The organism is Stenotrophomonas sp. TD3 (assembly GCF_001939825.1).
Classification (GTDB): Bacteria; Pseudomonadota; Gammaproteobacteria; order Xanthomonadales; family Xanthomonadaceae; genus Stenotrophomonas.
In genome coordinates, this window is the sequence record NZ_MOYM01000003.1 from 64,820 (window position 1) to 78,989 (window position 14,170).

A 14,170-nucleotide genomic window follows, 5' to 3' on the forward strand; every position below is an offset into this window, starting at 1 on the left:
TCGGCGGTGGGATAACGGCGCATGCTGCCCCCGGAGATCGACGATGTCCGCCACGCCGCCGTCTGCTCCTGCTCCCGTCCGCGCCTTCCGGCATCCCCTGGTCACCGTGCTGTCGCTGCTGCTGGTCGTGCTCGGCCTGGTCATCGGCGGGCTCGGCGCGTGGCTGCTCAGCCTGGGCGGCTCGGCGTACTACGCCATCGCCGGGGCCGGCCTGCTGGCCAGTGGCATCCTGTTGTTCGGCAATCGCCGCAGTGGCGCGCTGCTGTACGCGCTGGTGTTCATCGGCACGCTGCTGTGGACCTGGTGGGAATCGGGCAGCGACTACTGGCGCTGGGTACCGCGGCTCGGGCTGGTGACCGCGCTTGGCATCGTGCTGGCGCTGCTGGCGCCCACCCTCCACCAACCGGTCTCCAGGCGCCTGTCGCGCAGCGTGGCCGGCGTGCTGATGCTGGTGTTCGTCGCTGCCTTCGGATTGGCGTTCGCGCCGCACGGCGAAGTGGATGGGCACCAGCCGTTCCCGGAAGGCGCGGCCAGCGCCGGGCTGGAACCCACGCGTGACACCACCGGCCTGCAGCCTGCTGACCAGCCGGCCGAGGGGGACTGGCCTGCGTGGGGCCGCAGCAATGCCGCCACCCGCTATTCGCCGCTGCAGCAGATCACCCCGGCCAACGTGGCCACGCTGCAGCCGGCCTGGCAGTTCCGCACCGGCGATATGCCGAAGAAGCGCTGGGGTGCGGAAACCACGCCGCTGAAGATCGGCGACCGCCTGTACCTGTGCACCGCCCGCAACCGCCTGATCGCACTTGATGCGGCCAGCGGCAAGGAAGTGTGGCGGTTCGACCCGAAGGTGAAGGACGCTTCGATTCCGTACACCGCCGCCTGCCGCGGCGTGAGCTACTACGAGCAGCCGGCCACGCCGACCTTCGCCGATGCGGCATTGGCCGATGTCGCTGCTGATCTGGCGTTGCCGGAACCGCCGCCCAGTGCCACCCGCAGCGCTGTACCGGGCAGTCGCCCGGCGTGCTGGGCGCGCATCATCGAAGGCACACTGGACGGGCGCATCATCGCGGTGGATGCGGACAGCGGCCGTCCGTGCGCGAATTTCGGCAACAACGGCCAGGTCGACATCACCCTGGGCATGGGGGAGGTGCCCCCTGGATACGTGTCGATCACCTCGCCACCGGCCATCGTGCGCGGGGTGATCGTCACCGGCCACCAGGTGCTTGATGGACAGCGCCGCGATGCGCCATCGGGCGTGATCCAGGCCTACGACGCGATCACCGGCAAGCTGCGCTGGGCGTGGGACATGGACCAGCCCGAGCGCAGCGGCCTGCCGCCGCATGAGCAGACCTACACGCGCGGCACGCCGAACATGTGGACCACCGCGACCGGCGATGAGGCGCTGGGGCTGGTCTATCTGCCGCTGGGCAATTCCGCGGGCGATTACTGGAGTGGCTCACGTACGGAAAACCAGAACCGCTATGCGACGTCGCTGGTGGCGATCGACGTGGCCACCGGCAAGCCGGCCTGGCATTTCCAGGCCGTGCGCAAGGATGTGTGGGATTACGACCTGGGTTCGCAGGCCAGCCTGATCGACTACCCGACGGCGGCGGGCAAGGTGCCGGCGCTCCTGCTGCCGACCAAGCAGGGTGATCTCTACATCCTCGACCGCCGCAACGGCCAGCTGCTGACCGCCGCCGAAGAGCGCAAGGTGCCGGTCGGCGGTGTCGAACCGGAACAGCGCTCACCCACGCAGCTGTTCTCGCTGTACCACACGCTGCGCCGCCAGCATGACCTGACCGAGCGCGACATGTGGGGCATCACCCCGATCGACCAGCTGATCTGCCGCATCCAGTTCCGCAAGGCCTATTACGAAGGCTTCTACACACCGCCGAGCAGTGATCGCCATTCCATCGAGTACCCCGGCTACAACGGCGGTTCGGATTGGGGCAGCGTGTCCATCGATACGCGCCGTGGCGTGATCGTGGCCAACTACAACGACATGCCCAACTACAACCGGCTGGTGCCACGTGCCGAGGCCGACCGGCTGGGCTGGTTGCCACGCGAGAAGATCCGGTTCGACAAGGGCGGCGCTGAGGGCGCGGGCGACCCACAGGTGGGCACGCCCTACGCCATCCAGGTGAATGCCGGTTGGCGCCTGCCGTTCACCGGTCTGCTGTGCAAGCAGCCGCCCTATGGCGGCATCCGTGCCATCGATCTGCGCACCGGCAAGCTGCTATGGGATCGGCCGTTCGGCAGTGCGCGCGGCAATGGGCCGTTCGGCATCCGGTCCGGCCTGCCGATCGAGATCGGCACGCCGAACAATGGCGGTTCGGTGGTGACTGCCAGCGGACTGATCTTCATCGCCGCCGCGACCGATGACCTGCTGCGTGCCATCGACCTGAAGACCGGCAAGGAGCTGTGGCACGCCACGTTGCCTGCCGGCGGCCAGGCCACGCCGATGATATACGCGCAGGGCGGGCGCCAGTACGTGGTGATCATGGCTGGCGGCCACCATTTCATGGAAACCCCGAACGGCGATTACGTGATGGCCTTCGCCCTGCCGAAATAGCGGCTGCCGGCCTGAACACGGCATGCGGGGCTGTGATCGCTGTCGCTGAAGTTGCGCTGGCGAGCGGGCAGCATCCATCATCGGAACAGGACGGGGCCGGTCAAAGCCCCCAGGGAAGGAATCGCATGCTGAACTCTGAACGCCTGCCGGGGCGCGCCACCCGGTTGCTGGCAGGACTGCTTCTGCTTGGCCCGTGCCTGGGGGCAAGCGCGCAGGCGTCACCCCAGCCCACCGTACGCAAGGTACCCAGCGGTGCCGAACTGATCGCCGGCGATGCGCGCTATCTGAGCCCCGCCCATGCGCCCTGCATGGCGGCCGCGGGCAACGCGCTGGACGCCCGGCGTCGTTGTGCCGACGCTGAATTCAAGGTGCACGACGATGCGCTCAACGCCGCCTACAGCGCGGCGCGCTCCGCGCTGACGGCCAGTGACCAGCAGGTGCTGCGCGACCTGCAGCGGCAATGGCTGCGCCAGCGCGACAGCCGCTGCCCGGAGGGTGGCACGGCCGTTGCCCAGCTGGATGCACAGCAGTGCCGCACGCATATGACCCTGCTGCGTGCCCGCCAGTTGCAGGGCGGCGGTGCGGCGGCGCTGGTGGCGGAAGCCAAGGCGGCTCCGGCGCCGGCGCAGGCCGCTGTGCATACCGCCGATGCCGCGCCCGACAAACAGGGCAGGATCGTCCTGCGGCCCGGCGAGGGCAGGATCACGCCTGCATTGCAGGTGGTCTTCCAGGTGGCCGACTGCGGCGGCACCGACAACGTGACGACCTGCCGGGTGCGGAGCATGGGCGTGACCCGTGGCGGGCGCAACGTGGCGGTCACGGGCGTGCAGCCGCGCCTGACCCGCGCTGGCGCCGATGCCCAGGGTGCGGCGGCCGTGCTGCTGACCGTTTCGGATTTCAATGGCGATGGCGTGCCGGACCTGCAGGTGTGGCAGGACAACAACGGTGTCTACAACGTTCCAGTGCATGCGTTCTACCTGTTCGACGCCAAGGGCAACCGCTATGTGCGTGCCAAGGCATTGGAAGCGGCCATCGGCGGGCGCGACATCGACCATATCGACAATGGGCGGTTCGTGCTGCGCGCGAAGGTCAGCCCGTGCGAGCGCGAGGACAAGGTCATCCAGCTGCGCGGAACCGAGCCACGCACGCTGCTGCAGCGCCGCTATGACACCTGCAGGGGCGAGGCCCCTACCGAATCGGACCTGCTGAAGTAGGCCGTCCCCTGACGAACGGATGCGTTCCGGAACTGGAGAGCTGAAGGATGAGCGAAGGCTATGGAAAAGGCGGGGTGGGCTTCGGCCTGACCCGGGACCAGTCGGTCGAGATGATCGTGCGTACCTGCATCGACAACGGCATTACCGACCATCGGCAGATTGCCTATGTGCTGGCCACGGCGCAGCACGAGTCGCGTGATTTCGCCGCGCCCGAGGAAGACTGGGGCAGGAAGCAGGCGGTGGATCTGCGCTACTTCGGCGGCGAGGAGTATTTCGGCCGGGGCTTTGCCCACCTCACCCACGTCAACAACTACGAGCGGCTGGGCGAGGCGCTGGGGATGGGGCGCGAACTGGTCGAGCATCCGGAACGGGCTGCGCAGGCGGAGATCGCCACCAAGGTGCTGGTGGTGGGAATGCGCGATGGCATGTTCGGTGCGCGGCTGTCCGACAACGTCAACGCCAACCATGCCGACTACCGGCAGGCGCGGGCCTCGGTCAATGGCGGTGAGCTGAACAACGGCAGTCCCTATCCGGACGCCATCGCCACACTGGCCACTGGATGGGAATCCCAGGTTGCCGGCCTGGTCCAGCGTGTGCAGCAACCCGGCTTCCAGATGCCGGTGCCGACTTTCCAGGCGCCCGCCGGGGCGATGGACCTGCACCGGGGTGACGCCAACCAGCAGGTGCTGGAAGCGCAGCAGTACCTGCAGCGGTTGGACATCCGCAACAACGCCAATGCCGCGATCAAGCCCGACGGTGATTTTGGCGCCTCCACCGAACAGGCCGTGCGCCGCTTCCAGACCGAGCGGGGCATCGATCCGGCCAATGGCCGCATCGACGATGCGTTGCTGGAACGCATGCGTACCGACACGCTGGCGGTCGATCCGGACTTCAAGCGCCGGACGGTGACCGACCTGACCGGGCCGCTGGCCGACGGCAACCTTGGGCCCGGTGAGAAGGGCGAGCCGGTGTTCGAAATGCGCCGGCAGCTGGAGGCGTTGGGGTACCTGACCGAACCGAACCCACGTGCCGAGCGCGAGGCGCGCACGTTTGATGCCGGCATGCAGGCGGCCATGCGCAACTTCCAGCAGGACTATGGCCTGCCGCTGCGCCCCGGCGGCGTCATCGACGCGGATGCGCGCCGGCAGTTGAATGATGCCGCCGTCGCACGTGAGCATGCGCCGACCACCGAGTTCGACCGCGCGGAGAACTGGCCACCGCAGCGTCCGCCCTATACGCGGGCGGAGTTCCAGCCGGAGCAGGTGCAGGCGCGGCAGCAGGCGGCGGCAAATCCACCGGTCGCTGGTCCGGCCACGCCGGAACCCGCTCCGCAGCCCAATGGCGTGGAATCGCTGTCGCCCAGGGATGCTGCGCTGTTCGAGCGCATCCGCGAGGGCGCGCCTGGCAGCGTCGGCGACGAGCACGTGATGCAGGCGGTGCTGGAATCCAAGCGCAATGGCATCGACGATGCCGGGCGCGTCGACCGGGTGATGATGGCCGGAGATCGCCTGTGGGTCGCCGGGTTGATTCCAGGTGAGCGCGCCAGCGTGGATACGGCGCAGCCCGCGCGCTCGATGGAGCAGACCGTGAATGATCTGGCCGGTGACAACCGGCAGCGCGAGCACCAGCTCGCCCTCGACAGCCGCCAGCATGAGAGCCGCGGGCCTTCAATGGCCTGAGCCTGCGGCAGCGACGTGCCCGTTGTGGGCCTGTCGCTGCCGCCAGCGGATTACAGCGTCACCACCACCTTGCCGATCTGCTCGTTCGATTCCAGGTAACGGTGTGCGTCCTGGATCTGCGCGAACGGGAACACCCTGGCGATCTTCGGCGCCAGCGTGCCCTTGTCCAGGCCGTCGACGATGAACGCCTTGGCACGTGCCAGCGCGGCATCGTCGGAGACGATTTCCGAGTACAGGTAGCCCTTCAGCGTCAGCGACTTGCCCAGCACGTTGAACAACGGGAACGGCGTGGGTTCGCTGCTCAGCGCGCCGTACTCCAGCAGGATGCCGCCACGCGCCATCGCCTCGGTCAGCGGCACGAACTGCGGGCCACCGATCGGATCGAACACCACGCGGGCACCGGCACCGCCGGTGATGCGCGTGACTTCGGCCACCAGATCCTGTTCCTGGGTGGCGATGACATGGGCGGCGCCGGCATCGAGCAGGGCCTGGCGCTTGCCTGGGCCACGCGTTACCGCGATCGGCGTGGCACCCACCGCGTTGGCGATCTGGATCGCGGCGAGGCCGACGCTGCTGCTGGCAGCGGTGACGATGACGAAATCTCCTGCGGACAGGTGCGCCTGCTCCAGCAGCGCACCCCAGGCGGTGACGTACTGCATCCACACCGCGGCGGCCGTTTCAAAGTCCAGTGCCTGCGGGTGCTTGACCACCAGTCGCGCCGGCACGTTGGCCAGCTCGCCATAGGTGCCCCAGCGGGCGATATCCAGCGGCGGCACCACGCTGACCGCATCGCCCGCGGCGAATCCGCTCACCGCACTGCCGATGGCTTCGACCACGCCGGCCGCTTCGTAGCCCAGCCGGCTGGGGAACTGCGCCTCCTGCAGGTAGGCGCCGGTGCGGAACATCACCTCGGCGCGGTTCAGGCCGATGGCCTTGACCCGGATCTGGACCTCGTCGGCGGCGGGGGCGGGAACGTCGATGTCGTCGATGCGCAGTACATCGGCATTGCCGTATTCGTGGATGCGGACAACCTGGCTCATGGGGGCTCCTGGGCAAGGCCGGCGCTGGGGCCGGCGGAAAGGTGATGGCTACTGTGCGCGTGGCCTGCATCCAGAATAAGGGGTAATCTGGCGTTTCATTGAAAAATAATTGTTTGCAATGGACCTGATCGCTCCCCTGCGTACGTTCGTCAAAGTGGCCGAGGTCGGCTCCTTCGCCGCGGCTGCCGACGCGCTGGACCTGTCGCCGCAGCTGGTCGGCAAGCACGTGCAGTCGCTGGAACACCACCTGGGCGTGCGCCTGCTCAACCGCACCACGCGCAAGCAGAGCTTGACCGACTTCGGCCAGGCCTATCTGGCCCGTGCGCGAGTGATCCTGGAGGAAGTGGAAGGTGCCGAGCAGCTGGCCGAAGTGGCGCGTGGGCGGCCGATGGGGCGCCTGCGCATCAGCGCACCGGTCACCTTCGGCGTGCACACGCTCGGGCCGGCGGTGGTGGCCTACCTGCAGCAGTACCCGGACGTGCAGGTCGATCTGAACCTGTCCAACAGCCTGGTGGATATCGTCGAGGACGGCTTTGATCTGGTGTTCCGCACCGGCGATCTGGCCGACAGCGGGTTGGTGGCGCGACGGTTGGGGCCGTATCCGCTGGCGCTGTGTGCGTCGCCGGGCTATCTCGCTGCACGTCCGGCCATTACCCATCCGACCGATCTGAGCCGACACGAGTGCCTGGGATTCGCACATTCGATCATCCGCACGCGCTGGAGTTTCCGCGACATCGATGGCAGCGTGCTGACCGTGCCGGTGTCCAGCCGCTTCATGGTCAACCAGGCCGAGCCGCTGCTGACCGCCGCCATCGGAGGGCTGGGGCTGATCCTGCAACCGCACGAAATGCTGGCCGGAGCATTGGCGCGCGGTGAACTGGTGGAAGTGCTGCCGGCGTACGTGCCGGTGTCGACCTGGATCAACCTGGTGTATCCGCGCGATCGCCAGCTGACGCCCAAGCTGCGCAGCTTCCTCGACTTCTGCGTGGCGTGGTTCAACGAACAGACCATGGCACGGCGATAGCGCGACCATCGGTTAGCATGGTTTCCATCTACCGCGAAGGATCGCATCCTCATGTCGCCTCCATGGCCGGAACGTCTCGCGCGTTTCATGCTGCCGGTACTGCCTGCATTGCTGTTCAGCACCGGTTTGCTGGCTGCCGAAAATCCAGCACAGGCACTGGCGGAGTGGGAGGCGCATGGCCGTGCCGACGGCCTGGCCCGACCTGACACGGTCTGCCAGGACTTCCTGCAGGCAATGGGGCGGAAACCCGAGGGACTGGAATACATCGGCTGCAGCCAGGACGATGCGTCCTACATCAAGCCGATGGAAGCCCACTATCGGGTTGCGGGTGCCGGGGCAGCGAAGGTCGAAGCCTTCCTGCACGCAACGTTCGGCCTGCCTGCGCTGCGTTACGTCTGCTGTGGTTGGAGCAGCGGTGAACCCTATTACTGGCGCGAAGGTCCGGACGCGGTGAGGTACCAGATCGGCATGGGCGTGGAATCCCTGCCGCACGCGCGGAGCGAATGGCATCGCATCGAGGCATTCAATGTAACGGTTGAGGTGTTTCGGCAGAGTCCCTAGCGCCGATGCGGCGGGCGTAGCCTTGGTCTAGGATGCATCCAGGGATCCCGCAAAGGAACGGCCATGAAGGCGGTTGGACGTTGGTTTCTCTGCAATGCGCTGGCCTGTTCGGTTCTGATGGCTACCCCGGTTTTTCCAGCAGTAGGCGCAACCTCTGCCGAGCGTGCACATCCACGTGCGCAGGACGCCATCGACGACTGGCTGGCGGCCTTCAATGCCGGCAGCCTCGAGGATCTGCAGGCATTCGCCGATACCTACGCGAAGAAGGAGGGCAGCAGCCCCAGGGATTATCTCGAGTTCCGCGGGAGTACCGGCCCACTGCGCGTACTGGAAACAATCCAGAGCACGCCCAACCAAGCGAAGCTGCTGGTGATGGGGCAGCTGAACGAACGTGCGATGTGGGTGACAGCCGGCATGGACCCGGACAACCCGTCGCACGTGAAGCAGTTCCAGATCGAGGGCACTGAAACGCCGGACAAGTACAAGCCGGCACGGGTTGCATTGCCTGTCCTGATGGCCGATGCCACAGCAAAACTGGAGGCGCTGCGGGCGCAGGACGCGCTGTCGGGAGCGCTGCTGGTGGCGCGGAACGGCGAGGTGCTGCTGGACTGGCGCGGTGGCGAGGCGGACCGCGAAGGCGGCGTTCCGGTGGATGCGGATACGCGCTTCCGGCTGGCCTCGTCCAACAAGATGTTCACCTCGGTCGGCATCCTGCAGCTGGTACAGGCCGGCAAGCTGGGGCTGGACGATACGATCGGCAGGCACCTGCCGGACTATCCGAACAAGGCCGTTGCCGGCGCCGTGACCGTTCGCCAGCTGTTGACCCATACCAGCGGCCTGGGCGATTTCTTCGGGGATGATTTCGACCAGTATTCCGCCTCGCTGAAGACGCTGGATGACTACGTGCAGCGCTTCGCCAAGGATCCGCCGCGTTCACGCCTGGCAGCCAGGACAGCTACTCCAACTATGGCTTCATCGTGCTTGGGCGCATCATCGAGGCCGTTTCCGGGCAGTCGTACTACGCCTATGTGGAGGAGCACATCCTGCGTCCGGCCGGCATGGCCGGCACCGGCTTCGAGCCGGAAACAGTGACGGTGCCACAGCGTGCCGTCGCCTACACGAAGCAGGATGGGCAATGGATGCGCGAAACGAAGTCGCTGCCCTGGCGCGGCATGTCGGCCGGTGGTGGTTACAGCACGGTAGGCGACATGATGAAGTTCGCCGAGGCGCTGCAAGGCGGAAAACTGGTCTCACCTGCATTGCTGCAGCAGGCCACCACGGCGCAGAACCACAAGGGCTGGTACGGCTATGGTTTCGTGGTGCAGGGCGAGGGCAGGGAGCACCAGTACGGCCATGAAGGCGGTGCGCCCGGCTCCAACAGTGCCATCGTGGTGCTGCCCGCGCAGGGCTATGTGATTGTCGGGCTGGCCAATGTCGATCCGGATGCGATCGGCAATGTAGTCAATTACATCGCGCGACGGGTGCCACTTTGATCGTGACGCGTGCCGGTTACTCCGGCACGCGCACCATCTTCGTCATCAGGTGTTCCACCACACCCGCGGGATCGGCGGTGCGGCCGACATGCGTGCTCGACATCTGCACGATCGAGCTGCGCTTGGCGGTGAGGAAATGGAAGCGCGCGCGCGCCGGCAGCTGCGCGATCGGCCCGGCGCTGGCATCGCCGCGGCAGATGGCCACGATCGCATCCAGCCACGGCTGCAACGCGTCCTGGTCCAGCGCCGGCGCGAACGCGTGCAGGCGTGCCGGATCGATCTCGATGGCTGCTTCCAGGTGGCGTGCGCCGGGGCAGGACACGATCACCCCGACGTTGATGAATTCCTCGCGTTCCACCCGCGGTACCACGCGGATGACCGCGTAGTCATACGTGTGCAGCGTGGGCACGGATGGCCTCCTGCACGAACACCGCACGCACTTTCAGGCGGTGCTTGAGATAGTCGATGTAGCCCTGGCGATAGGCCTGCGGGCTGTCGAATGCCGGCTCGTTGACCAGCCAGCTGTCCGGCACCAGGCCGACGATCCGCTCGATCTCGGCATCGGTCAGGCGCGCGGCCAGCTCGGCATCCACCTCGGCAATGCGGCTGGCGAACGACAGCAGCACGTGGTCGCGGATCAGAACGAAGGGTTTCTCGCAGGCATCGCCGGCGTTGGCCCAGTCGTGGTGGAAATACATCGCCGCGCCATGGTCGATCAGGTACAGCTTGCGGTGCCATACCATCAGGTTGGGGTTGCGGGTGGTGCGATCGACATTGCTGGTGAATGCATCGAACCAGACGATGCGCGAGGCCAGGTCGGCATCCACGGGCATCGCGGCCGGATCGTAATTGATCGCGCCGGGCAGGTAGTCCAGACCCAGGTTCAGGCCCTCGCTGGCGCGGATCAGCTCCTGGATCTCCGGGTCGGGCTCGGTGCGGGCGAACTCGCGGTCCAGCTCGACGAACAGGATTTCCGGAATCGGCAGGCCGAGCGTGCGCGCCATCTCGCCGGCGATCAGCTCGGCGATCAGCGCCTTCGGGCCCTGGCCGGCGCCACGGAACTTCAACACGGCCATGCCGTCGTCGTCGGTCTCGACCACGGCCGGCAGGGAGCCACCTTCCCGCAAGGGGGTGATGTAGCGGAGGGCATGTACGGTGCGCATGGCGCATTCTAGCGTGCTGCCGGGACGGGGGCGCCGCAGCAGAGCGGGGCGCCAGCTTAATGAACGGGTACTGCGCGAACCACCTGTTACAGGTCGTCTGCAATCTTCACTTGTTCCTTCCGCGCAGAGTGGCAGCATTCGTTCCAACGGAGCAACACACCCGCGTGTGACCTTCAACAGGAGGCCCTCATGCCGCTACAGTGCAGCTGTCACGCTTCACCGTGTATGCAACGCAACGCGTGGTGTTGACCTTGACCTGACACGGTCACGCCATCGGCGCAGATGGCCATCCCCCGCAGTCCCAGACACCTTTCGCCCATCGCGCCCCGGCGTTGCCCGGTTGGTCCTGCGATCCAGGTACTTGCGCCCCAAGAGAGATCCCTGCGTTGCCGTCGACGCTGGCAACGTGGGGCCGCCGAATCCACGCTATCCCCGCAGGCTTTGGAGGTGCTCCGATGAACGACGAATTCAATCCCATGCTGCCCCCACTCGACGATGCCAAGGCCCAGGAAATGATCGGCAAGGTCGTGCTGGTGGGTGTCACCCGCTATGGTGGCGACGGCCAGGTGCAGGGTCTGGAGCAGTACGCGGGCACCGTGCTGCGCATCAGTGCCGACGAAGGCGTGGTGCTGGCCGACGAAGACGATGGCCATGAGCGCTACCTGCCGCCCATGCTCGACCAGTACCAGCGGGCCGAGCCAGGCGAATACCGCATGCGGAACAGTGGCATGATCGTGGTCGACCCCGATTACCTGACTGCCTGGGACCTGCACGCCCAGCAGTGATGACAGACCACGCCTGGCAGATGCCGGCCCATCGCCGGCCTCTCCGGGCGTGTTCCGCTTTGCCCCATCCGGCCACTAGCCCTTCCGGCCCATTCACCCCAACCCCTGCGGTGCTAGATTCGGGTCCATGCCCGAATCCGGGTACCCATTCACACCCAGGGGATAAGGATGCTGATCCGTCGAACCTCTCTGGCGGCGGCTGTTGCCGTTGCCACCGTCGGCCTGCTGGCCGCTGGCCCGGCCTTCGCTGATTACGCGAAGCCGCCGGAACACCTGCTCAAGGTGCTGAAGGCACCGCCGCCGCCGGCACCGAACGTGGCACCGGGTGGCCAGCGCCTGCTGCTGACCACCGCGCAGACCTATCCGTCGATCAGCCGCGTGGCCCAGCCCTACCTGAAGCTGGCCGGCGTGCGCCTGGAACCGAAGAACCGCAGTCGCCATGACACCCCCGGTGGCTACGGCATTCCGGCCTGCGTGGCCGACTTCACCCTGGTTGATATCGGCAGTGGCAAGGAAACCAAGGTCAACCTGCCGCAGGGCTGCGCCACCGGCGCGCTGTGGTCGGCCGACGGCAGCCACTTTGCCTTCCAGAACGCGGTCGATACCAGCGTGCAGCTGTGGGTGGGCGATGCCGCCACCGGCCAGGTGAAGCAGGTGCCGAACGTGCAGCTGAACCCGATCTTCGGCAACACCGTGCAGTGGCTGGGCGGCAGCCAGAACCTGCTGGTGAAGCTGGTGCCGGCCAACCAGGGGCCGGCGCCCTCCAATGGTGGTGTACCGACCGGTCCGGACGCGCAGGAGTCGCTGGGCAGCAGCGGCGAAAGCAGCACCTACGAGGCCCGCGACACGCTGACCAGCGTGCATGACGAAAAGCTGTTCGCTTACTACGGTGCCTCGCAGCTGGCCGTGGTCGACACTGCCGCGGGCAGCGTGCGCCCGGTCGGGCAGCCGGCGCTGTTCAACGAGGTCAGCGCCGCGCCCGATGGCGTGCATGTGCTGACCGAATCGATCAAGGCACCGTACTCGCATGCGGTGACCTACCAGCGCTTCGCCAATGACGTCGCAGTGCTGGATATCAGCAACGGCCGCAGCACACCGATCGCCAGCCTGCCGCTGGCCGACCGCGTGCCGGTGCACGGCGTGCCGGAAGGCCCGCGCGGTTTCGACTGGCGTGCCACCGATCCGGCCACCCTGGTCTACGCCGAAGCGCTGGACAAGGGTGACTGGAAGGTCAACGTGCCGCATCGCGATCGCGTGCTGATGCTGAAGGCCCCGTTCAACGGCAAGCCGACCGAAATCACCCGCACCGCGCAGCGCTTTGAAGGCTTCGCGTGGACCGCCGATCCGGCCGTGGCCTTCCAATACGAGAACGACGAGAACCGTCACTGGATGCAGACCCGCATCGTCGATGTGGACCAGCCGAAGAAGGAAGGCCGCCTGCTGTGGGACATGTCCAGCGATGAGCTGTACGGCAACCCCGGCAACCTGGTCTTCACCCGCCTGCCGAATGGCGCGCAGGTCGTGCGTCAGGACGGCAACCACGTGTTCCTCAGCGGCCGTGGCGCCTCGCCGCAGGGCGATCGTCCGTTCCTGGACCGCCTGGACCTGGGCACGCTGAAGAGCGAGCGCCTGTTCCGCAGCAGTGCCGACGCCTACGAACAGTTCCTCGGTTTCAGCAACACGCCGGGCCGCTACCTGACCTGGCACCAGTCGGTGATCGATCCGCCGAACGCCTTCATCCGCCAGCAGGGTGAGGCAGTGGCCGATGCGAAGGCCGGCGAGGCGCAGTTCGCGTCGACCACGACCGCGCTGACCAAGCTGGTCGACCCGACCCCGGAAGTGCGCCAGATCAAGAAGCAGCTGGTGACCTACAAGCGTGCCGACGGCGTGGACCTGTCGTTCACCCTGTACACGCCGCCAGGCTACAAGGAAGGCCAGCGCGTGCCGGCGATCCTGTACGCCTACCCGGCCGACTTCGCCAACGCCGCGCAGGCGGGGCAGGTGTCCGGTTCGCAGCAGACCTTCACTCGCCTGCAGCCGTACCGCCTGATGCTGCTGGCCGGCTACGCGATCATCGACAACGCCTCGTTCCCGATCGTGGGTGACCCGAAGAACGCCTACGACACCTACCTGGAGCAGCTGGAAGCCGACGCCAAGGCGGCAGTGGACAAGGCCGTGGACATGGGCGTGGTTGACCGCAACCGCATCGGCGTGACCGGCCACAGCCATGGCGGCCTGATGACCGCCAACCTGATCGCGCACACGAAGCTGTTCAAGGCCGGTGTGGCGACCAGTGGTTCGTACAACAAGACCTTTACGCCGTTCGGCTTCCAGAACGAGCGTCGCTCGGTGTGGCAGGCGCAGGACGTGTACCTGAAGGCCTCGCCGTTCTTCTATGCCGACAAGATCAAGCTGCCGCTGCTGCTGGTCCACGGCGAGGACGACGCCAACCCGGGCACCGAGCCGTTCCAGTCGCGCAAGCTGTACCAGGCGATCCGCGGCAACGGTGGTACCACGCGTCTGGTGATGCTGCCGAACGAACCGCACTGGTACACCGCGCTGGAATCGAACGAGCAGCTGGTGTCGGAGATGCTGAACTGGTTCGACACCTACGTGAAGAACGCCAAGTAAGGTAACGG

The 14,170-nt window shown here is 66.7% G+C and carries 10 protein-coding genes and 1 pseudogene; 8 read left to right on the forward strand and 3 right to left on the reverse strand.

Features of this window, described 5'->3' with window-relative positions; all coding sequences use genetic code 11:
• Positions 1-43 precede the first annotated feature (43 nt).
• The 3 genes from BKE09_RS19620 to BKE09_RS19630 all read left to right on the forward strand — a co-directional run bounded on the left by BKE09_RS19620 (position 44) and on the right by BKE09_RS19630 (position 5,465).
• Positions 44-2,572, forward strand: a complete 2,529-nt coding sequence (locus BKE09_RS19620) for a membrane-bound PQQ-dependent dehydrogenase, glucose/quinate/shikimate family (protein ID WP_075677437.1) — start codon at positions 44-46, stop codon at positions 2,570-2,572.
• A 125-nt stretch (positions 2,573-2,697) separates the two neighbouring features.
• A complete protein-coding gene (locus tag BKE09_RS19625) occupies positions 2,698-3,786 on the forward strand; it encodes a lysozyme inhibitor LprI family protein (RefSeq protein WP_075677439.1) in 1,089 nt (362 codons plus the stop codon).
• Between the two features lie 47 nt (positions 3,787-3,833).
• Complete coding sequence (locus BKE09_RS19630) at positions 3,834-5,465, forward strand: peptidoglycan-binding protein (protein ID WP_075677441.1); 1,632 nt, start codon at positions 3,834-3,836, stop codon at positions 5,463-5,465.
• Positions 5,466-5,515: 50 nt separating this feature from the next.
• On the opposite strand, the gene BKE09_RS19635 is transcribed toward BKE09_RS19630, so the two are convergent.
• Positions 5,516-6,505, reverse strand: a complete 990-nt coding sequence (locus tag BKE09_RS19635; RefSeq protein WP_075677443.1) for a zinc-dependent alcohol dehydrogenase family protein — start codon at positions 6,503-6,505, stop codon at positions 5,516-5,518.
• 118 nt (positions 6,506-6,623) lie between these two features.
• Between BKE09_RS19635 and BKE09_RS19640 the strand changes: the two genes are divergently transcribed.
• The 3 genes and pseudogenes from BKE09_RS19640 (at position 6,624) to BKE09_RS19650 (ending at position 9,583) form a co-directional block, all read left to right on the forward strand.
• Positions 6,624-7,529: a LysR substrate-binding domain-containing protein gene (locus tag BKE09_RS19640; protein ID WP_075677445.1), complete on the forward strand. Its 906-nt coding sequence runs from the start codon at positions 6,624-6,626 to the stop codon at positions 7,527-7,529.
• Positions 7,530-7,616: 87 nt separating this feature from the next.
• Positions 7,617-8,090 carry a DUF4952 domain-containing protein gene (locus BKE09_RS19645; RefSeq protein WP_240502947.1) on the forward strand — a complete coding sequence of 158 codons (474 nt, stop codon included), beginning with the start codon at positions 7,617-7,619 and terminating at the stop codon, positions 8,088-8,090.
• 513 nt (positions 8,091-8,603) lie between these two features.
• Positions 8,604-9,583 (forward strand): annotated as a pseudogene (locus BKE09_RS19650) (serine hydrolase domain-containing protein).
• 16 nt (positions 9,584-9,599) lie between these two features.
• On the opposite strand, the gene BKE09_RS19655 reads toward BKE09_RS19650, so the two are convergent.
• Both BKE09_RS19655 and BKE09_RS19660 read right to left on the reverse strand, forming a co-directional pair.
• A complete protein-coding gene (locus tag BKE09_RS19655) occupies positions 9,600-9,992 on the reverse strand; it encodes a DUF3037 domain-containing protein (protein ID WP_075677449.1) in 393 nt (130 codons plus the stop codon).
• Positions 9,970-10,746: a HipA family kinase gene (locus tag BKE09_RS19660; RefSeq protein WP_021202746.1), complete on the reverse strand. Its 777-nt coding sequence runs from the start codon at positions 10,744-10,746 to the stop codon at positions 9,970-9,972. Before BKE09_RS19660 ends, BKE09_RS19655 begins: the two co-directional genes overlap by 23 nt.
• A 455-nt stretch (positions 10,747-11,201) precedes the next feature.
• On the opposite strand from BKE09_RS19660, the gene BKE09_RS19665 reads away from it, so the two are divergent.
• Together BKE09_RS19665 and BKE09_RS19670 are read left to right on the forward strand one after the other, a co-directional pair.
• Complete coding sequence (locus tag BKE09_RS19665) at positions 11,202-11,531, forward strand: hypothetical protein (protein WP_075677451.1); 330 nt, start codon at positions 11,202-11,204, stop codon at positions 11,529-11,531.
• A 168-nt stretch (positions 11,532-11,699) separates the two neighbouring features.
• A complete protein-coding gene (locus BKE09_RS19670; RefSeq protein ID WP_075677453.1) occupies positions 11,700-14,162 on the forward strand; it encodes a prolyl oligopeptidase family serine peptidase in 2,463 nt (820 codons plus the stop codon).
• Positions 14,163-14,170 lie beyond the last annotated feature (8 nt).

What these genes read in the sequence shown, in the direction of transcription:
- BKE09_RS19665 (WP_075677451.1), top strand. Translation starts at nt 11,202, where the DNA reads ATGAACGACGAATTCAATCCCATGCTGCCCCCACTCGACGATGCCAAG.
- BKE09_RS19625 (WP_075677439.1), top strand. Translation starts at nt 2,698, where the DNA reads ATGCTGAACTCTGAACGCCTGCCGGGGCGCGCCACCCGGTTGCTGGCA.
- BKE09_RS19670 (WP_075677453.1), top strand. Translation starts at nt 11,700, where the DNA reads ATGCTGATCCGTCGAACCTCTCTGGCGGCGGCTGTTGCCGTTGCCACC.
- BKE09_RS19645 (WP_240502947.1), top strand. Translation starts at nt 7,617, where the DNA reads ATGCTGCCGGTACTGCCTGCATTGCTGTTCAGCACCGGTTTGCTGGCT.
- BKE09_RS19660 (WP_021202746.1), bottom strand. Translation starts at nt 10,746, where the DNA reads ATGCGCACCGTACATGCCCTCCGCTACATCACCCCCTTGCGGGAAGGT.
- BKE09_RS19620 (WP_075677437.1), top strand. Translation starts at nt 44, where the DNA reads ATGTCCGCCACGCCGCCGTCTGCTCCTGCTCCCGTCCGCGCCTTCCGG.
- BKE09_RS19640 (WP_075677445.1), top strand. Translation starts at nt 6,624, where the DNA reads ATGGACCTGATCGCTCCCCTGCGTACGTTCGTCAAAGTGGCCGAGGTC.
- BKE09_RS19635 (WP_075677443.1), bottom strand. Translation starts at nt 6,505, where the DNA reads ATGAGCCAGGTTGTCCGCATCCACGAATACGGCAATGCCGATGTACTG.
- BKE09_RS19630 (WP_075677441.1), top strand. Translation starts at nt 3,834, where the DNA reads ATGAGCGAAGGCTATGGAAAAGGCGGGGTGGGCTTCGGCCTGACCCGG.